Origin of the sequence: Aeromonas sp. R5-4 (genome assembly GCF_040908215.1) — a bacterium.
GTDB classification, from domain to species: Bacteria; Pseudomonadota; Gammaproteobacteria; order Enterobacterales; family Aeromonadaceae; genus Aeromonas; species Aeromonas veronii.
Genome location: NZ_JBFODG010000028.1, coordinates 1 through 18,863, shown reverse-complemented (window position 1 = coordinate 18,863; position 18,863 = coordinate 1). Strand labels below are relative to the sequence as shown.

Sequence of the window (18,863 nt, the reverse complement as noted above, 5' to 3'; positions counted from 1 at the left end):
CCCCCTTGCCCACGATTTGTCACCAAGCTGTGCCCCCGGTCTCAGGGAGAGATTGCAGGGTCAGGGGATGATGACCATGACGGTCACCTCCCCATAGTATCGCCCATCAGCGCCATTACTTGAGGTTAAAGCCCCGCGATTGCAGGAATCCCAGCATGAAAGGGCGGGACTCCTTGCCCAGAATGGCGCGGATCTGGCCACTCCAGGTCTGCTGCTTGTTGTTGCTGCTGCGGGCCTGATAGTAGTCCGCGATTTGCTGATCGTACCGGGCCAGCAGGTCACGATCCAGCTCGTGCTGGTAGCGCTCCTGATGCACCACCAATCCCCTGGGCAGACGGGGTTTCTGCTCCGGCTGCTGGGCAGGATGACCAAGGCAGAGGCCAAACAGCGGGATCACCTGATGGGGCAAGCCGAGCAGTTCGCTCACCTCGGCCGGATGGTTGCGAATGCCGCCGATATAGACCCCGCCCAGCCCCAGCGACTGCGCCGCCAGCAAGGCGTTTTGCGCCATCAGGGCGCCGTCGATGGCTCCGATCAGCAACTGCTCCGCATAGCCGGTCTGGGCCTCGGGCACGATCTGGGTGTGGCGGTGGTAATCGGCGCAGAACACCAGAAACTCGGCCGCCTCCGCCACATAGGGTTGATTGCCCGCCAGCATGGCCAACTGCTGACGCGCCTCGGGCTCGCAGACTCGCACAATACTGGTCACCTGCAAAAAGCTCGAGGTCGAGGCTGACTGGGCGGCGGCGAGAATGACATCCAGCTGCTGCGGGGCGATCGGCTCGGCAGTGAACTGACGAATGGAGCGATGGGAAAGGATAAGATCGATGGTCTGATTCATGGCACCTCCAAAATGAGGTAACACCATAGCGAAAAAAACGAGGGAGCCCAAGGCTCCCTCGCACACCCAGCTTAAGGGGCCGGATAGACGTAAGGGGCTTGCAACCCGAGCGGGAAGCCGAGCGCCCAGTAGAGCAGCAGGAAAATCGTCCAGCTCACCAGGAAGGCCAGTGAGTAGGGCAACATCATGGAGACCAGAGTACCGATCCCGGTGCTCTTCACATACTGCTGGCAATAGACCACCACCAGCGGGAAGAAGACCATCAGCGGGGTAATGATGTTGGAAGCGGAATCCCCGACCCGATAGGCCGCCTGGGTCAGCTCGGGGGAGATCCCCACCGCCATCAGCATGGGTACCAGGATCGGGCTGATCAGCGCCCACTTGGCGGAGGCCGAGCCGACTACCAGATTGACGGTGGCGGTGAGCAGGATCATCCCGACGATAGTCACCTCACCTGGCAGCGCCAGCGCATGGAGCACTTCGGCACCGGAGAGGGCCAGCAGGGTGCCCAGATTGGAGTCACCAAACGCCTTGATAAAGAGCGCGCAGAAGAAGGCCATCACCATGTAGGAGCCCATCTTGTTCATGGTGGCCGACATGGCATCGATCACATCCTTGCCACTCTTGAAGCTGCCTGCGACAAAGCCGTAGACAATCCCGGGCAGGATAAAGAGCAGGAAGATGAGCGGCACAATGGACTTCATCACGGGTGCTGCGAAGGTAGTCAGAGAGCCATCAGCAGCACGCAGCGGTGAGTCGCTCGGGGAGAGCGCCAGCGCCAGCAGCACGATAGCCGCCAGCATGGCAAACCCGGCCCAGTTGAAGGCCCGGCTCTCTTGCGCGCTGTAGCGCCCCATCTCGTCGGCACTCTCCAGATCCTCGTTGAGCGCCACGTGCTTGAGGCGCGGCTCCACCACCTTTTCGGTGATGAACCAGCCGACGCAGATGATCAGCAACGAAGAGGCACCGGTAAAGATGATGTTGCACAGGGTGTTGACCATGTAGTCAGGATCGAGCAACTGAGCGGCGGACTGGGTAAAACCCTGCAGCAGCGCATCCCCGCCGGAGGGCAGGAAGTTGGCGGCAAAACCGCCGGAAACGCCGGCAAAAGCAGCGGCGATCCCCGCCAGCGGATGGCGTCCGGCAGCGTGGAAGATGATGCCACCGATGGGGATCACCAGCACATAGCCTGCATCTGCGGCGGTGTGGCTGACGATCGCCACCAGGATCAGCATGGGAGTGAGAAAACGGGCAGGCGTCACTTTCAGCAACTTTTTCAGACCGGTATTGATAAAACCGGACTGCTCGGCCACCCCGACCCCGAGCATGGCTACCAACACGATCCCCAGCGGGGCAAAACCAGTAAAGGTCGTGACCATGGAAGAGAGAAACTCGGCCAGACCGGCACCGGTCAGTAGGTTGTTGACCACTACTGCCTCCCCGGTACGGGGGTTGACCAGATCAAACTGGAATTGTGACAACACCCAGGAGCCGACCCAGACGATCAGCAAGGCGTAGAGGAACAACATGGCGGGGTCGGGTAATTTGTTCCCGGCTTTCTCGACGCCATTGAGGAAACGGTTCAGCCACCCCTTGGGAGGGCTGGCCGGACGGTCATTGACAGCAGCATGACTCATTATTGCGATACTCCTTTCCCTAGAAACGAGGTCGCATGCTAGCAATTCCAGTCAATCCGTCTCATGACCGATCGCAAAAGAATGATTAATTCTGATTAAATACTGCGGAATAAAATCCCAAGTTGTGGCCTAACGCACACTTGTTACTCTGCCATCACGGCATCTAGCAGTGGATAACGCCCAACCTGGCACTCCACCACGAAACCGCTCGCCTCGACTTGCGCCACAGTCAGCGGCTTGCTGAACAGATATCCCTGGAACACATGGCACCCCTGGGTCTGCAGGGCGGCCAGCTCGTGAGGCTCCTCTACCCCTTCCGCCATGATCCCCAACCCCAAATTGGTGGCCATGGCTGCAGTCGCCCGGATCACCGGCAAGTTGAGGCCGACCACGAAGGAGCGATCCAGCTTGATGTTGTTGATCGGCAACCGGTTGAGATAGGCCAGCGAGGAGTAGCCGGTACCGAAATCATCGATGGCAATCTTGATCCCCTGCTCGCTCAAATCGTCGAGAATGCCGAGGCACCCCTTCATATCGAGCATCAGCACGGTTTCGGTCAGCTCCAGCGTCAACAGGGAGGCATCCACCCCGTGCAGCTCCAGCTGCTGGCGAACTTGCCCGGGCAAGGCCGACGAGAGCTGGAAACCGGAGAGGTTGACGGAGACCGGCACTCGCTGATGGAAGCGCTTCTGCCAGCTGGCGACCTGTGCCAACGCAGTGGAGAGCACCCAGCTGCCGATCTCGCGGATCAGCCCCATCTCTTCGGCCAGCGGGATAAATTCCACCGGCGACACATGGCCAAGCACCGGGTTGTACCAACGCAGCAGGGCCTCGTAACCGATCAGACGCCGTTTGGCGGCATCGACCTGCGGCTGGTAACAGAGGCTCAGCTCCTGGCGGCCGATGGCCTTGGCCAGAAACTGTTTGAGATTGAGCTTGCGCTGCAGGGTCTGTTGCATGCTGGGGGTGAAACGCTGCCAGCGCAGCCGCCCCATCTGCTTGGCCTGATACATGGCCATGTCGGCACGGGTGATGAGGTTGTCCCCGTCATCCGCATCATCGGGATAGATGGCGATACCGATACTGCCGCCAATGGTCACCTCCGGCAGCCCGCTCAGTTGCAGCGGCTTGGTCATCTGGGAGAGCATCTGATCGGCCACCTCTTGCGCCCGATCCCCCTGATTGCCCAGCGGCACCAGTGCTGTGAACTCATCGCCACCGAGGCGAGCCAGCTCCACATCCCGCGGGCAAATCTGTTTGAGGCGACCGGCGACCCGCTCCAGCAAGCGATCTCCCGCCTTGTGGCCGTAGTTGTCGTTGACCAGCTTGAAGTTGTCCAGATCCATGAACACCAGCGCGAAACGCTCTCCCAGCCCGCAATAGGCCTCAAGGGATTTCATCAAGCCATACCGATTGAGCAGGCCGGTCAGGGAGTCGTGCCAGGCGAGGTGGCGATGCTCCAGCTCTTCGAGTTTGCGATCGGTAATATCCCGCATGGTGAGCAGAATGCGGGCCCCCTGCTGGATATAGCGGAACTGATACTGGAACCAGCGCATCCCCTTGAGGGTACGGCACTCCCCCTCGGTCACCACTTCATCGAGACGGGAGAGCTTCTGGTAGAAGCTGTCATCATTGCCGGAGAAAACCTGGGAGAGCTTGGCGATCTGGTGGCCGAAACACATTTCGAAGTGATAGTTGCCACTCTCGAACACACCATGGCTATCGAACAGGCAGGCAAGGGTATCGCCGGTTGCCAGCGAGGACTCCTGATAGAGGGTATCGGAGTCGAGCACCGCTTCGGTCATCATCATCAGCCGGCCAGCCAGTTGAATACCGGAGAGGCGCAGATAGATCTGCTTCTTGACACCCTTTGGGGAGAGGGTCCACCACTCGTTGTAACTGCGCCCCTGCTGAAAATCACCCAGATAGCGCTGCAGCAGCAGATCGATGGCGGTTGCCATATCGGCAGAGAAGTCGCGGGAGCAGAGTTCGTCGAGAGACGTCGCCTCCCACACGGAGAGCGCGGCGCTGTTTGCCCAGAAAATATGGTGATGCTCGATGTCATAAACCCAGATCGGGGTATGCAGAACATCCATCGTCTTCAGTAACCGTTCGTCAAGCGTATTCATCTGGTCAAGGTCATTCATGCTGGATGGTCACTGGTTAACCGGAAAACAGATCTGGCAAACCGCTAGCTGCAGAATGCAAGGTGCAAATACCTCTCGGCCATTATCCCTTTTCACATAGCCAAGAGCGGACAAAACTATTTCAGATATCAACAACAGGGCAGCCTGTACGGCAATACTACAAAGGACTCAGCCAAGGACCCTGTTAATCCAGGCAAATCATATAGTCGATTTTTAACTTTTTTCCCCAGTAAAAACAAGCACTAAGAGCTATCCACTCGAGACCTTGAAAGAGCAATTGCATATTTGCTGCGACAAACTTGTTATTAACATTTAAATCAATGGTGGAAATAGTCATCACTCTCTGTCACAAAGCTTCCATTAATTAACCAAGCGGATGGATAAACAGCCAAAAAAACGCCAAAACGGACAAAAATAGTTCACTAAGGCGGAATTGATATACCCCAAATTCATTTTTCAACAGGCAATGAGCAAAACCCGAATATATGATCTGCATCACATTGGCTGTAGATGGCAAACCACCCCGGCTGAGTACGCAGAGCAACCCGGCGCCCTTCCATCAGGTTGCAATATCGGCCTTCGCCTGCGGTTATAGCGGAACAAATCAGGGAATATGGCAAACATCACTGCCGCAGTACCATTTGGCATCGTGCCGGAATAATCACCAGCTCGGAGAAACTTAGATGACGGGCGGGTGGATAACTGGTATCAACAGAAATCGAATCCAGATCAATTAAACGCTGAATTAACCTTGCCAACCCGGAACGCTCTTTTTATGGTTGCCCCCTTGTTACACCCAGAACAGCGTTTATGAAGCACATCGAAGAGTTCTACCTGTTCGTCAAGGTGGTGCAAGAGGGAGGATTCTCCCACGCTGCAGCCGCACTGGGCATGCCAACAGGCACCATCAGTCGACGCATTTCCCAGCTGGAAGAGCAACTGGGTTGCTCCCTGCTACATCGCTCTACCCGCAAGCTCCGCCTGACCGATGATGGCCTCAGATACTACGAACGTCTCTGCACGCCACTCGCACAAATCGAGCAGGCCACCAGCGAGATCCAGGGTCAAGAGGCCGATATCACCGGGCTTATCCGGATAGCTGCGCCGATCGCGCTCTCCAACACCATCCTCATAGATATGCTGGCCGAATTCGGACTGCACTATCCCGAGGTACAGTTCGATATTACCCAGACCAATGATCACCAGCACCTGTTCGACAATGATCGGGATCTGGTGTTCTTCAACGGTGAGCTGCCCCAGTCGCTGCCCAATGCGATCTGTCTCGGCCATATCGAGTACGGCCTGTTTGCCTCACCACTCTATTTGACCAAGAAGGGCACTCCCTCCCATCCCAACCAGCTGGAAGAGCATGATCTCATCTACTGCTGGCCTCACCAGCACTGGCAGCTGACCGACAAAGATGGCCAGAGCGTCTGCATCAAACGCAGCGCCAAACTGACCGTCAACCAGACCCAGGCCGCGGTACGCGCAGCCCGGCGTCATCTGGGGATCGTCAACGCCCCGCTGCACTATCTGAGCAGCTTCCTCCATGACGAGCAGCTGGTGCCGGTACTGACCGACTGGCAAACCGGCAATCGCCCCTTCTACATGTTGTGTTGCCAGCACCAGTTCGCTCCGTTGCGTGTTAAGATGTTCGTTGAATTTGTTGAAAAATACTCAGCACGCTATCGCAATCGGCAGTGGGACAACCAATTTTCACAAGGTGATAGCCTCACCCATTGCATCTGACCGTTAGCGGGCCACACTTATAGCATCCCTTGCCAACAGAGCCTGCCTAACGCCATGAATGTATTGATATGTGATGACTCCGGGTTTGCCCGCAAACAGCTGGCGCGGGCGCTCCCGGCCGACTGGAAAGTCGATTTGCACTACGCAGCCAATGGTCTCGAAGGGATCGAACAGGTGCTGATGGGTCATGGCGATCTCATCTTCCTCGATCTGACCATGCCGGAAATGGACGGTTACGGCGTGCTGGAGACCCTCCAACGGGAGGGTCTACGCAACAAGGTGATCGTGGTCTCCGGGGATATCCAACCAGAGGCCTATCAACGGGTCATGGGGCTGGGGGCGCTCGATTTCATCAAGAAACCCGCCGCCCCAGAAACCCTGCTCGCCCTGCTCAAAAAGCATGATTTCTGGAGTGCCGCCCCGAGCGGTCAACCAAGCGCCCCCGAGCAGCAGCCAAACGGCGTTGTAGCCGATGCAGGCGTCAAGATCACCCCCGAAATCCGCGATGTCTATCAGGAGCTGGCCAACGTCTCCATGGGTCAGGCGGCCGACTTGCTGGCTCGTCTGCTCAACGCCTTCGTGGTACTGCCTATCCCCAACGTCAACGTGCTGGAAGTATCAGAGTTGCATATGGCCCTCTCGGCCGCTGCGGATTCAGATACCCTCTCCGCCGTCTGTCAGGGGTTTATCGGAGCTGGGATCGCCGGTGAAGCGCTGATCCTGTTCCATGACTCCAGCTTCAAAGATTTGGCCAAGCTGATGAACCATCAGGGGACGCTGGATCGCACCGCCGAACTGGAGCTGTTGATGGATACCGCCAACGTGCTGATCGGCGCCTTCCTGCGCGGCTACGCCAACCAGCTCGACACCCCCTTCAGTCAGGGGCATCCGGTGGTGCTCGGCCAGCACAGACCCATCAACGAGCTGATCAACACCAACAAGAGTCGCTGGCGCCGCACGCTCGCCATCGAGATCAACTACCGGATCCAGGATTACGCGGTGCAGTGTGATCTGCTGCTGCTGTTTACCGAAGATTCCATCGCCACCATGAACAACAAAATCATGCACATGCTCTAGGAGTGACTATGGAAATCCGTGAATTTCATTGGTTGATGAACATAGTCCAGAACCTGGACGTAGGCCTGGTAGTGCTCGACAAGGAGTACAAGGTACAGGTGTGGAACGGCTTTATGGAGAGCCACAGCGGCCGACTGGCCAGTGACGTGCGCGATGGCGTACTGTTCGAGCTCTTCCCCGATGTGGACAGAGCCTGGTTCGAGCGCAAGGCCAACATGGTCTTCAAGCTCAACAACCGCGCCTTCAGCACCTGGGAGCAGAAGCCCTATCTGCTACGTTTCTCCAACTATCGCCCCATTACCGGCTCGGCTCCCCATATGTTCCAGAACCTGACGCTGGTGCCACTGGCCGATTTCGGCGGTCAGGTGACCCACATCGCGGTGATGATCTACGACGCTACCGATGAGGCCATGCTGATGAGCGGCCAGCGGCAGGCTTGAGCTTTCAGCAAATAACAGAGGGCGCCGCAGCGCCCTCTGTTATTTAGGTATGAACAGGTCTTGGTATAACCTCTACCTCACCAGCCGTCTCAACGCGCTCCGAGATACTCGGTGAAGGCGTCAATCACCTCTTCAATATCGTCATCGTTGATCTGCAGATGAGTCACCAGCCGCAGCTCGCCGTAACCGGAGAAGAGGATCCCCCGCTCCTTCATAAAAGCAAGCAGAGGGGCTGATTCCCCCTCATGTAGCCGCAGGAACACCATATTGCTCTGCACCAGCGAGAGGTCGAGCTCGATGCCCGGCAGTGCAGCCAACCCTTCGGCCAGCCGTTTGGCACGGCGGTGATCATCGGCCAGGCGAGTCACATGCTGCTCGAGGGCAAACAGACCGGCTTGCGCCAGAATGCCCGCCTGGCGCATGCCACCTCCAAGCATCTTGCGCAGGCGGCGCGCACGGGCGATGAAATCGTGGCTGCCCACCAGCAGCGAGCCCACCGGTGCGCCCAACCCCTTGGAGAGACAAATCGAGATGCTGTCAAACGGTGCAGCGATCACCTCGACCGGGGTCTCGCTGGCCACGGCGGCGTTAAAGAGCCGGGCGCCATCGAGATGAAGCTTCAAACCGCGCTCGGCAACGAATGCCCCCATCTCCTGCAGATAGGAGAGCGGCAGCACCTTGCCGTTGTGGGTGTTCTCAAGGCAGATCAGGCGAGTCTGGACGAAGTGGGCATCATCAGGGGCCAGCGCAGCTTTGATATCATCGAATGCCAGCGTGCCATCGCGCTGCATCGGCAAGGGTTGCAGGGCTACAGAGCCCAGCACGGCACTCCCCTGCGCTTCATAGCGATAGATGTGAGCGGCGTTGCCGAGGATGGCCCCCTCACCGCGCTGACAGTGGCTCATCACCGCCAACAGATTGGACATGGTGCCGGACGGCACAAACAGCGCCGCCTGTTTGCCCAGCAATCTGGCCCCAAAGGCCTCCAGCGCGTTGACGCCCGGATCTTCACCATAGACATCGTCACCGACTTCGGCGTGGAGCATGGCTTGACGCATGGCGTCAGTAGGCTGGGTGACGGTGTCACTTCGTAAATCGATATAGCGCATGAGATCCCTCCTGAAACAGGAGAGTGACGTTAGCCATGCGCCCCTCGCTTGGCAAGGGGCGCATGAGCAGAATGTGAAGCCAATAGACGTCCATAGAACCCGCAGGCGGGATTTACCAAGGCAGCGGCTGACCGTTGAGATCCAGTAGCTGACCCGATTGGGTCAACGATAACCCCTTGATGAGATTGAGCAGTTTCACCGCCACCTCGGCAGGATCCTGCAATTGATCCGCGGGCAACTCGCTCAGAAAGGGGGTATTCATCGGGGAGTCCATCAAGCCGGGCGCAACGGCTACCACCCCTGCTTGCGGGAAACGCTGCGCCCACTCAAGGGCCAGAGTTTTCACCCCCATATCGAGGGCCGCCTTGCTCATCCGGTAGCTGTAACGTCCCCCCTCCAGATTGGAGGTGATGGAGCCCGCCAGATCGGAGATGGCACAGAGCCATAGCGGATGGTCATTGCCCATCAACCGACTGAAACGGGCAGCCAGTGCCAGTGTTGGCCAGGCATTGGCCAGCAGGCTGTCGCACAGCCACTTGGGGTGCACCTCTTCGACCCGCCGCTCTGGCATAAAGCTGACATCGTGCAACAGGCCGATGGTGTTGATCACCACAGTGGGAAGAGGATCGGTGTCGTAGAGGGTAAACAGGGCGTCGAACGAGATGGCGTCCACCTCTTGCAGCGGGAAGAAGGCCCCCATCTCGATCCCTTTTGGATAGGTGCGCCCGGCCAGAAGGAAGGACTCCCCCCTTGCCATCAGCTCTCTTGCCAGCGCCGAGCCCAGCGCACCACTTCCGAGGATCAAGTAGCTCATCGCCCATTCCATGGAGAGTTATCTTGCTTAGAGCGTATCAGAATAATCAACCGGCCGTGACACGACCAAAGGGTAATATGCCCCTCATCACGCTTCCCCCAGATGGCGACCAAACTCCCGCGCCAGCGCCAAGTCGAGAAAACCGTCCGCTTTCTTGTGGGTGCGCAAAAACTGGTAATAGGCGAGCAGGGTGACCAGTGCCTCCTCATCGGGCAGCCCCACCCCGGGTTGCTGCTCGCCCAGCAGTAGCTGCGCCGCTGCCAGCGCCTCCCTGTCTACCACTTCCGCCTGACGGTAGAGATAACCGCAGCCGGTTGCCAGCCACTCCAGCGAGCAGTTGGCCCCCATGGCGATCTGGTTGGCCCGCGCCAGGCCAGGCTCGGCTCCCTTCAAATATTTGCGGATCAGTGCTTCACTGAGCCCCACCTTGCGGGCAAACGCGCTCACGCTCATCTCCCCGATCAGGCTCTGCAAGCGCTCGGCAAATCCTTCCATCCAACTCTCTCTCCTACTCTGCGATCAGAACCAAAGTTCGAATCATGCCACTGCCCATTATTGCTTTGCCAGCCACATGAGGCCAAGATGCCCGCAGTCATCTGTGTTGCACATCGTTTTCGCATCGTGTTTTTCAAGGAGTCAACCATGTCTGTATCCCGTGTCGCCCTGCATCCGCAAGGCCCCACCTTCTCTCGCCTCATCATGGGTTACTGGCGCCTGATGGAGTGGCAGCTCTCTCCGGCCGCTCTGCTCGATCTGATGAAATATCATCTGGATCTGGGGGTCACCACCATCGATCACGCCGATATCTATGGTGGCTACCAGTGCGAAGAGGCCTTTGGTCACGCCCTACGCCTCGAGCCTTCCCTGCGCAGCCGGATGGAGATCGTCACCAAGTGCGGTATCGCCCTCACCGCCAAGCCGGAGCATGCTCTCAACCACTACAACACCGGCAAGGAGCATATCATCGCCAGCGCCGAGGCCTCGCTGCGCAAGCTCGGCACCGACCATCTGGACCTGCTGCTGATCCACCGCCCGGATCCCCTGATGAACGCAGATGAAGTGGCCGACGCCTTTATCACCCTGAAACAGGCGGGCAAGATCAAACACGCCGGGGTATCCAACTTCACCGCCCGTCAGTTCGAGCTACTGCAATCGCGCCTCCCCTTCCCGCTGATCACCAACCAGCTGGAGATCTCGCCGCTTCATCAGGAAGGGACCCTCGATGGTACCCTGGATCAGTGCCAGCAGCTTGGCATCAAGCCGATGGCCTGGTCATGTCTCGGCGGCGGCCGACTGTTCAGCGATGACGCCTATGCCCCGCTGCGTGCCGAACTGGAGCAGATCCGTCAGGAAGTGGGCGCCCAGACTATCGAGCAGGTGGTCTACGCCTGGGTGATGATGCTGCCAAGCCAGCCGCTGCCATTGATTGGCTCCGGCAAGCGGGAGCGGATTGCTGCCGCCGTAGCCGCCGAATCTGTCGAGCTGAACCGCCAGCAGTGGTTCCGCATCCGCAAGGCGGCGCTCGGTTATGACGTCCCCTGATAACAGCAAAACGTCCAGAAACAAAAACGGCATGGGGGAAACCCATGCCGTTTTTCATTGCCGAGGCACCTTAGCGGTGGCGCTGTTGCGGGCGACCACGGGGAGCATCTGTCTTCGGTTTGGCCTGGTTGACGGTGATGGTACGGCCACCGACTTCAGTGCCATGCAGACCAGCGATGGCCTTTTCGGCATCACCATTGACCGGCATTTCAATAAAACCAAACCCCTTTGACTGGCCGGTATCGCGGTCGATGATGATATCAACCTTGTCGACCTGTCCAAACTGGCTGAACAGGGTTTTCAGTTCGTCGGCCGTCATCCGGTACGACAGATTTCCTACGTAAATCTTCATGCCATCCACTCTCGATTCAAGGTGCCTTCTCTATGCAATTCCCAGCATAACGGTAAGGGCACAACCCCTATGCCGGACCTGCCATGGCTTCATGCCGTGGCCTTCTCCACACTGTCGTCAAGTGATTGATCTCTTGGGTTAACAGTGCAGACAAGATCAATTCGAGTCACTGGCAGTATCTGAGCTTTGCCGGGAATTGTCGAGAAAATAGTCGACTCAGGCCGATAGCAGATCTGACAACCGTTGCGCCAGCATCCGGCGACCGTGCCAGGCCCGTTTAAAGCCGAAGCGATAGACAGACGGGCTCACCAGATGCAGCTCCCCCGCCTTGAGATCCAGCAAGGCCATGGCCGCCGCCAGCTCCTCTTCACTCAGTTGCAGATCGAGGCTGAAGTCGAGCCACTGGCCGTCGTGACCCACTCGCCTCTCTCGTTCGAGCGCCACCAGCTGGTTGCGGGGCAGCGCCAACGCCTCATCCTTGTTGCCATTGAGCAAATAGATATGCTGTTCATCCCACCCCAGCTCCGCCAGGCGCCAGGGCTGCCAGCTGCGGGGCAGCGACACCATGATCCCGGTGATGCCACCAAAGACCACGCCCACCCAGTTGAGCTGCGCCATGGCGCCCCAACCATCCCACAAGGAGGCCGCCACCACGCCCCAACTCACCAGCAACAACAGAAAAATGACGCAGCGATAGCGAACCGCTGGCGGCATCAACAGCTGCACCTGGGAACCGGCAAGCAAGGATGTAATACGCATGAAAAGCTCCTGTCATCACGAAATGGCGCCATTGTGAATAGCCATCAGGATGCTGACAAGGGGGTTTTCTTTGTCATCCCCCTATAAAATCAATACCATGGCGTAAATGATCCTCAGTGGAACCCGCTTCTTGACCAGCTCGCAACCCTGTGTGCGCTTTTGTGGCGTTGACAAATTCTATGGCGATTTTCAGGCTCTTCATCACATCGATCTCACCATTGAACGTGGAGAGAAGTGGGTCATCTGTGGCCCGTCAGGCTCGGGAAAATCGACCCTGATCCGCACCATCAACGGGCTGGAGGGGATCGACGACGGCCAACTGTTCCTGTTTGGCGAGCCGGTGACCCCTTCCTACCTGCGCCGCCTGCAAGGTCGGGTTGGCATGGTGTTTCAGCAATTCAACCTCTTCCCCCATATGACGGTGCTGGAAAACCTGATGGTGGCGCCGGTGCATACCCTGGGGTTGCGCCCTGAGGAGGCCAAAGCCCGGGCGCTCGGGCTGCTCGAGCGGGTGCGCATTCAGGCACAGGCCGACAAGTACCCTCACCAGCTCTCCGGCGGCCAGCAGCAGCGGGTCGCCATCGCCCGCTCCCTCTGCATGCAACCCGAGCTGATGCTGTTTGACGAGCCCACCTCCGCCCTCGACCCCGAGATGATCCGCGAAGTGCTCGATGTGATCCGCGAGCTGGCTGACGAGGGGATGACCCTGATCTGCGTCACCCACGAGATGGGCTTTGCCCGTCAAGTGGCGGATCGGGTGCTCTTTATGGATGAGGGGAAAATCATCGAGTCGGCCCCGCCCGCCCAGCTGTTCAACGCCCCTCGTCACCCGCGTACCTGGGCCTTCCTCGAACAGGTGCTCAGCTATCATGGCTAGGCTCAATCGCCCCCGCCTGCTCGGCTGGTTGTCAGGCACTGTGATGCTCTGTGCGCTACTGGGCTGGGCGCTCTATAGCGGCGCTCGCCAGATGGGCTATGAGTGGCAGTGGCCGCGGGTGTTGCCCTTTCTCGGCGAATGGGATGAGGGAACCTTTTATGCCGGCCCCTTGCTAAACGGCCTGCTGGTCACTTTGCAGGTGGCGCTGCTCAGTCTGCTGGGCACTCTGGCGATCGGGGTGTGCGTGGTCAGCCTGCGGCTGGTCCCCTCCCGGCTCGGCCCCTGGCTCGCCATCGCCTATCTGGCGCTGGTGCGCACCACGCCCCAGCTGGTGCAACTCTATATTCTCTATTTCTTGCTTGGCCCCATGCTGGGATTGGCCCCCCTTGCCTGCGCCGTGTTGAGCCTCTCCCTCTATCAGGGTGCCTTCACCGCCGAGGTCTTGCGTGCAGGCGTACAGGCCATTCCCAAAGGACAGTGGGAGGCGGCCCACTCTCTTGGCCTGTCGCGAACCATCACCCTGCGCAAGGTGATCCTGCCCCAGCTGGTGCGCATCACCTTGCCGCCGCTGACCAACGAGCTGGTCTCCCTTATCAAACATTCGGCGCTGGTGAGTGTGATCGCCATCTTCGATCTGACCAACGAAGGGCGTACTCTGGTTGCCGATACGTTTCTGACCTTTGAGGTGTGGTTTACCGTAGCTGCCCTCTATTTGCTGTTAACCCTGACGCTGTCAGCCTGTTCGCGGGCGCTGGCCCGTCACCTGAATCCGGATCAACAAGGACGCTAACCATGACTCTGTCATTCAAGACCACCCTGTCGGGCGCAGCCCTGCTGCTGGCAAGCCTGCTCACTCCAGCACTGGCAGAAACCGCCCCCTCCGACACCCAGGCGCAGATCGAGCAGAGCGGTACCCTGCGGGTCGGCATGTCCACCTTCGCCCCCTGGGCGATGCGCGACAAGCAGGGGGCCCTGATCGGTTTCGAGATTGACGTGGCCCGTCGCCTCGCCACAGATAACGGCTGGCAGGTAGAGTTCGTGCCTACCGCCTGGGATGGCATCATCCCCTCCCTGTTGGCGAAAAAATATGACGTCATCATCGGCGGCCTCACCATCACCCCCGAGCGGGAGAAGAGCGTGCGCTTCACCCAGGCCTACTCCCATTCGGGGGTGCAGCTGGCCGCCTCCAGCACCATGGCCAAAGAGAAGAAAACCGTGGCGGACTTCAACCAGCGCGGGGTGATCCTGGCGGTACGTCGTGGCGCCTCACCGGTACAGGTGGCAAAAGAACACTTCCCCAAGGCCACCCTGCGCCAGTTCGATGACGAGTCACAGGTATTTCAGGAGGTGCTGAACGGCCGCGCCCACGGCGCCCTCTCCTCTTCCCCGAAACCCGAGCAAGAGGCGCTGCGCCACCCGAATGCCCTCTTTATGCCGTTTGCCGAGCCGTTGGCACAAGGCGATGAAGGCTTTGCCCTGCGCAAGGGGGATGATGCCCTGGCTGAGCAGTTCAACGAGTGGATCGCCGCCCGTCAGGCCGATGGCTGGCTCAAGGCGCGCCATGACTACTGGTTCAAGTCGCTGGCGTGGGAAGCACAGGTCGCTAACCCCTGATGCTGATTGCTCTAAAAGAGACCATCCGGCGCATCATCCGTGGGCCATGTCGGAACATCAACTGGCTGGATGGGGCGATCGCCCTGATCCTGCTGCTGGCTGGCCTCTGGCTGGCCAGCCGCCTGCACATCGGGGTAGCCTATCAGTGGCGCTGGCATGAAGCCTTCGACCTGCTGTTCACCCCCGGCCCTCACGGCGAGTTGCCCTACTTTTTCAGCGGTCTGCTCACCACCTTGCGCATCGCCCTGCTCGGCATGGTGCTGGCGCTGCTGCTCGGCACTGCGCTGGGGGTAGCCGCCTTCAGCCGCCGCCCCTGGCTGGTGATGCCCGCGACCCTTTTTATCCAGCTGATCCGCAATCTACCGCCGCTGGTCTTTATCTTCATCTTCTACTTCTTTATCGCCAACCAGCTGCTGCCTTCGAGCGGCCTCTCCCGCTGGCTCGGCACCGTATCACTCTCCCCGTGGCAAGAGGCGCTGTTTGGCCCACCAGCCCGCTGGGAGAACCTCATCTCAGGCACCCTCTGCGTTGGCATGATCAGCGCAGCCTTCGTCGCCGAGATCGTCCGCGCCGGGCTGGCCGCCATCCCCCGTGGCCAGTGGGAGGCGGCGCAGAGCCTCGGGCTCTCTCCCTGGGTGCGGCTGCGCCATGTGATCCTGCCGCAGGCCATGCTGCTGATGTTGCCCCCCCTCACCGGTCAGCTCATCGCGCTGGTGAAGGATACCGCCATCGTTTCGCTTATTTCGGTGCAGGAGCTCACCTTCGTTGGCACCGAAATGGCCAACTCCAGCGGACTGGTCTACGAGATCTGGCTGCTGGTGGCCGCGGCCTATTTATTTATATGTTTGAGTCTGTTCGTACTGCTGAGCCGACTCGAAGCAAGACAAGGAGCACGCACATGCTGACGTCCCTGTTGCTGGCGACTGTATTGCAAGCGGAAGCCATCGGTGGTTATGCCGCCGGTTGCCTGAAAAACGGCGTATCCCTACCCCTCGAAGGGCCGGGTTATCAGGTGATCCGTACCAAACGGCTGCGCTACTACGGCCACCCCGACCTCATCCACTATCTGCAAGCGCTGGCCAACCAGACCCGCATGGCCGGGCTGCCGGATCTCTATATCGCCGATCTGGCGATGGCCCGTGGCGGCCCCTTTACCTCCGGCCATCGCAGCCACCAGACTGGCCTTGATGCCGATATCTGGTTTCGCATGGCCAACCGCCCCATCAGCAAATGGGAGCAGGATGCCCCCAAGGAGTGGGCACTGATCGACGAACCCAGCTACAAGATGTTGCCGGGTCGCTTTGGCCCCCAGCAGCTCACCCTGCTGCGGCTGGCGGCCAGCAAGCCCGAGGTGGCCCGCATCTTCGTCAATCCGGTGATCAAATCCGCGGTCTGCCAGCAGGCTGGTGACGAGCCCTGGGTCGCCAAGCTGCGCCCCTGGGTGGGCCACTTCAGCCACTTCCACGTACGGCTGCGCTGCCCGGTGGGCAGCCCAGATTGCGAACCTCAGGCCCCCATTCCGCCCGGCAATGGCTGCGGGGAAGAGCTGGCATCCTGGCTAAAAGACAAGCCCCAGTTGCCCAAGGTCTCCGGCATCAACAAGCGACCCGAGCTACCTGCGCGTTGTGGCAACTGACCCCAAGCTGGTATGGTGGTGCACTCTTGGTCGTACACCATCCATGGCGCACTATCGACTCGAAATATCAAAGGAGAACAACAAGATGGCCACATCACTCTGGCGCAGAACCACGCAGAGCCTGTTGACCCTGACCCTGCTGCTCGGCCTGACCGGTTGCGGCATGAACAACATCCCGACCCTGGATGAGCAGGTTAAAGCAAGCTGGGGGCAGGTGGAGAACCAGTATCAGCGCCGCGCCGACCTCATTCCCAATCTGGTCGCCACCGTCAAGGGCTACGCCAGCCATGAGCAGGAGACCCTAAAGGCGGTCACCGATGCCCGTGCCCGGGTCGGCAGCGTGCAGGTGAGCGATCCTGCCCAGCTCAAGGAGTTTGAAGCGGCGCAGAACCAGCTCTCCAGCGCCCTCTCTCGCCTGATGGTGGTGGTAGAGCGCTACCCCGAGCTGAAAGCGGATCAGCAGTTCCTTGCCCTGCAGGCCCAGCTGGAAGGAACCGAGAACCGCATCTCGGTGGCTCGCCGCGACTATATCGAGGCGGTGCGCCAGTTCAATACCGAGATCCGCACTTTCCCCGGCGTTATCTGGTCCAAGCTGCTCTACTCGGATCTGGAGGCCAAACCCAGTTTCAGTGCCAAACCCGGTGCCGATGAGGCGCCCAAGGTCAGCTTCCAATGAAGATGATGCTGCGCTGGTTTCTTCCCTGTCTGCTGCTCTGGGCCAGTGCCCTGCAAGCGGCGCCGGACTTCCCGACGCTGAGCGGACGGGTGGTGGATGAAGCCAGTCTGATGTCCCGCAAACAGGCCCATCAACTGACCCAGCAGCTGGCGGCCTTTGAAAAACGCAGCGGCATCCAGCTGGTGGTGGTCTCCGTCGACAGCCTTGGTGGGGAGACCATCGAGGAGTACGGCTACCAGCTCGGTCGCCACTGGGGGATCGGCCAGAAAGGCAAGAACAATGGCGTGCTGTTGCTGATCGCCCAGGATGAGCGCAAGGTTCGCATCGAGGTAGGCTATGGATTGGAAGGCGCCCTGCCCGACGCCATCGCCGCCAACATCATCCATGGCCGCATCCTGCCCGCCTTCAAGCGCGGCGATATGGTGGCCGGGATCATGGCGGGCAGCCAGAGCATCATGAAGGCACTCGCCGGAGAGTATCAGCCGGTCGAGCAGCCAAAGAGTGACAACGGTGGCGGCCCCTGGCTGTTTATTCTGGTGGTGATTGCGATGATCGTGCTCCACAACCTGCGCGGGGGTGGCGGCGGTGGTCCGGGAGGACGACGTCGGTCGGCCTACATGGCCGGTGGATTGGGTGCCGGCTCCTTTGGTGGTCGCTCCGGCGGCGGATTCAGCGGTGGCGGCGGCAGTTTTGGCGGTGGCGGAGCCTCCGGTGGCTGGTAACAGGAGTAAAGAGACAAATCATGATTTCTAAACAGTTCTTCCACACGCTTCAGGCAAAGGTGCGCGAAGCGGAGCTAGAGACTGATGCTGAACTGGTCACCGTGCTGGCCCCGGCCAGCGATGGCTATCGCTACATTCCTACCCTCTGGGCGGCGCTGCTGGCGATGCTCACCCCGCTGCTGGTGTTCCAGCTCGGCTTCTGGCTCGGCTGGTACGAAATCCTGCTGGTGCAGTGGTCGGTCTGGCTGCTGCTGAGCCTGCTGTTCCACTGGACCCCCATCAAGATGCGGCTCATCCCGAAGAAGGTTCGCCAGCACCGGGCGGCCCTGATGGCTCGCCTGCAATTTGTCGAGCAGGGGCTGCACCGCACCCGCGACCGGCTCGGGGTGCTGATCTTCGTCTCGGCCGCCGAGCACTATGTAGAAATACTGGTGGATGACGGCATCGCCCAGCATATCGACAACGGCCAGTGGCAGGAGATCATCGACGACTTCGTGGCGCGAGTGCGCAACAAGGAGATCGAACAAGGTTTTCTGGAGTGCGTTGAGCGCGTTAGCGCCATTCTGACCGATGCCTTCCCGGCCACCCGGGATCAAAACGAGCTGCCGGACAGCCTGATCATCCTCGACAAGCCCTGATCCGGTTTAAAAAACAGGCATTCTGCGCAAGCGTTAGGCATTCGGAAAAGATTATGAAAAATAAGGGGAAAAGAGGTTGACCCACACAGCCCTTTCCCCTAAATTACGCCCCGTTCCAGCGCAACAGCGCAGCGAACGAAAATTTGGTGAGGTGTCCGAGTGGCTGAAGGAGCACGCCTGGAAAGTGTGTATACGGCAACGTATCGAGGGTTCGAATCCCTCCCTCACCGCCA

Annotated in this window: 20 protein-coding genes and 1 tRNA gene; 13 read left to right on the top strand and 8 right to left on the bottom strand. The window is 59.5% G+C overall.

Annotation, left to right across the window (positions count from 1 at the left end; genetic code table 11):
• Positions 1-115: 115 nt before the first annotated feature.
• The 3 genes from nfsA to AB5Y83_RS13805 form a co-directional block, all read right to left on the bottom strand.
• The gene (gene nfsA / locus AB5Y83_RS13815; RefSeq protein WP_368175342.1) at positions 116-841 is read right to left on the bottom strand and encodes an oxygen-insensitive NADPH nitroreductase; all 726 of its coding nucleotides are present in this window, start codon (positions 839-841) and stop codon (positions 116-118) included.
• 71 nt (positions 842-912) lie between these two features.
• Positions 913-2,478: an AbgT family transporter gene (locus AB5Y83_RS13810; protein ID WP_368175341.1), complete on the bottom strand. Its 1,566-nt coding sequence runs from the start codon at positions 2,476-2,478 to the stop codon at positions 913-915.
• A 143-nt stretch (positions 2,479-2,621) separates the two neighbouring features.
• The gene (locus AB5Y83_RS13805; RefSeq protein ID WP_013723827.1) at positions 2,622-4,574 is read right to left on the bottom strand and encodes a bifunctional diguanylate cyclase/phosphodiesterase; all 1,953 of its coding nucleotides are present in this window, start codon (positions 4,572-4,574) and stop codon (positions 2,622-2,624) included.
• An 861-nt stretch (positions 4,575-5,435) separates the two neighbouring features.
• Here AB5Y83_RS13805 and AB5Y83_RS13800 point away from each other — a divergent pair.
• From AB5Y83_RS13800 to AB5Y83_RS13790, 3 genes are read left to right on the top strand one after another with little or no spacing between them, the layout of a single operon-like run.
• Positions 5,436-6,374 carry a LysR family transcriptional regulator gene (locus AB5Y83_RS13800; protein WP_005337171.1) on the top strand — a complete coding sequence of 313 codons (939 nt, stop codon included), beginning with the start codon at positions 5,436-5,438 and terminating at the stop codon, positions 6,372-6,374.
• A gap of 54 nt (positions 6,375-6,428) precedes the next feature.
• Positions 6,429-7,451: a response regulator gene (locus AB5Y83_RS13795; RefSeq protein WP_047438363.1), complete on the top strand. Its 1,023-nt coding sequence runs from the start codon at positions 6,429-6,431 to the stop codon at positions 7,449-7,451.
• 8 nt (positions 7,452-7,459) lie between these two features.
• Positions 7,460-7,891 carry a PAS domain-containing protein gene (locus tag AB5Y83_RS13790; RefSeq protein WP_005337175.1) on the top strand — a complete coding sequence of 144 codons (432 nt, stop codon included), beginning with the start codon at positions 7,460-7,462 and terminating at the stop codon, positions 7,889-7,891.
• An 89-nt stretch (positions 7,892-7,980) separates the two neighbouring features.
• On the opposite strand, the gene ltaE is transcribed toward AB5Y83_RS13790, so the two are convergent.
• From ltaE to AB5Y83_RS13775, 3 genes are all read right to left on the bottom strand, one after another.
• Positions 7,981-9,000, bottom strand: a complete 1,020-nt coding sequence (gene ltaE, locus AB5Y83_RS13785) for a low-specificity L-threonine aldolase (protein WP_069527969.1) — start codon at positions 8,998-9,000, stop codon at positions 7,981-7,983.
• 112 nt (positions 9,001-9,112) lie between these two features.
• Positions 9,113-9,814, bottom strand: coding sequence for a short-chain dehydrogenase (locus AB5Y83_RS13780; protein WP_201991436.1), 702 nt, complete (start codon positions 9,812-9,814; stop codon positions 9,113-9,115).
• A gap of 87 nt (positions 9,815-9,901) precedes the next feature.
• A complete protein-coding gene (locus AB5Y83_RS13775) occupies positions 9,902-10,309 on the bottom strand; it encodes a helix-turn-helix transcriptional regulator (protein ID WP_005351138.1) in 408 nt (135 codons plus the stop codon).
• A 147-nt stretch (positions 10,310-10,456) separates the two neighbouring features.
• Between AB5Y83_RS13775 and AB5Y83_RS13770 the strand changes: the two genes are divergently transcribed.
• Positions 10,457-11,356: an aldo/keto reductase family oxidoreductase gene (locus AB5Y83_RS13770; RefSeq protein WP_368175340.1), complete on the top strand. Its 900-nt coding sequence runs from the start codon at positions 10,457-10,459 to the stop codon at positions 11,354-11,356.
• A gap of 70 nt (positions 11,357-11,426) precedes the next feature.
• On the opposite strand, the gene AB5Y83_RS13765 is transcribed toward AB5Y83_RS13770, so the two are convergent.
• Entirely contained in the window at positions 11,427-11,708 is a 282-nt protein-coding gene (locus tag AB5Y83_RS13765) for an RNA-binding protein (protein WP_005337180.1), read from the bottom strand.
• A 216-nt stretch (positions 11,709-11,924) separates the two neighbouring features.
• Positions 11,925-12,467 carry a hypothetical protein gene (locus AB5Y83_RS13760; protein WP_368175339.1) on the bottom strand — a complete coding sequence of 181 codons (543 nt, stop codon included), beginning with the start codon at positions 12,465-12,467 and terminating at the stop codon, positions 11,925-11,927.
• 106 nt (positions 12,468-12,573) lie between these two features.
• Between AB5Y83_RS13760 and AB5Y83_RS13755 the strand changes: the two genes are divergently transcribed.
• From AB5Y83_RS13755 to AB5Y83_RS13715, 9 genes are all read left to right on the top strand, one after another.
• Complete coding sequence (locus AB5Y83_RS13755) at positions 12,574-13,344, top strand: amino acid ABC transporter ATP-binding protein (protein WP_368175338.1); 771 nt, start codon at positions 12,574-12,576, stop codon at positions 13,342-13,344.
• Entirely contained in the window at positions 13,337-14,134 is a 798-nt protein-coding gene (locus tag AB5Y83_RS13750; protein ID WP_064336642.1) for an amino acid ABC transporter permease, read from the top strand. The genes AB5Y83_RS13755 and AB5Y83_RS13750 overlap by 8 nt, the downstream gene beginning before the upstream one ends.
• 2 nt (positions 14,135-14,136) lie before the next feature.
• On the top strand, positions 14,137-14,958 hold the full coding sequence (locus AB5Y83_RS13745; RefSeq protein WP_236302580.1) for a transporter substrate-binding domain-containing protein: 822 nt from the start codon (positions 14,137-14,139) through the stop codon (positions 14,956-14,958).
• Complete coding sequence (locus AB5Y83_RS13740; RefSeq protein WP_100646116.1) at positions 14,958-15,863, top strand: amino acid ABC transporter permease; 906 nt, start codon at positions 14,958-14,960, stop codon at positions 15,861-15,863. The genes AB5Y83_RS13745 and AB5Y83_RS13740 overlap by 1 nt, the downstream gene beginning before the upstream one ends.
• Positions 15,857-16,594 carry a penicillin-insensitive murein endopeptidase gene (gene mepA, locus AB5Y83_RS13735; RefSeq protein ID WP_040067286.1) on the top strand — a complete coding sequence of 246 codons (738 nt, stop codon included), beginning with the start codon at positions 15,857-15,859 and terminating at the stop codon, positions 16,592-16,594. Before AB5Y83_RS13740 ends, mepA begins: the two co-directional genes overlap by 7 nt.
• A gap of 85 nt (positions 16,595-16,679) precedes the next feature.
• Positions 16,680-17,270, top strand: coding sequence for a LemA family protein (locus AB5Y83_RS13730; RefSeq protein WP_005346564.1), 591 nt, complete (start codon positions 16,680-16,682; stop codon positions 17,268-17,270).
• Positions 17,267-17,992, top strand: coding sequence for a YgcG family protein (locus tag AB5Y83_RS13725; protein WP_129503897.1), 726 nt, complete (start codon positions 17,267-17,269; stop codon positions 17,990-17,992). Before AB5Y83_RS13730 ends, AB5Y83_RS13725 begins: the two co-directional genes overlap by 4 nt.
• A 20-nt stretch (positions 17,993-18,012) precedes the next feature.
• Positions 18,013-18,630, top strand: coding sequence for a TPM domain-containing protein (locus AB5Y83_RS13720; RefSeq protein WP_005337196.1), 618 nt, complete (start codon positions 18,013-18,015; stop codon positions 18,628-18,630).
• Between the two features lie 145 nt (positions 18,631-18,775).
• Positions 18,776-18,863, top strand: a tRNA-Ser gene (locus tag AB5Y83_RS13715).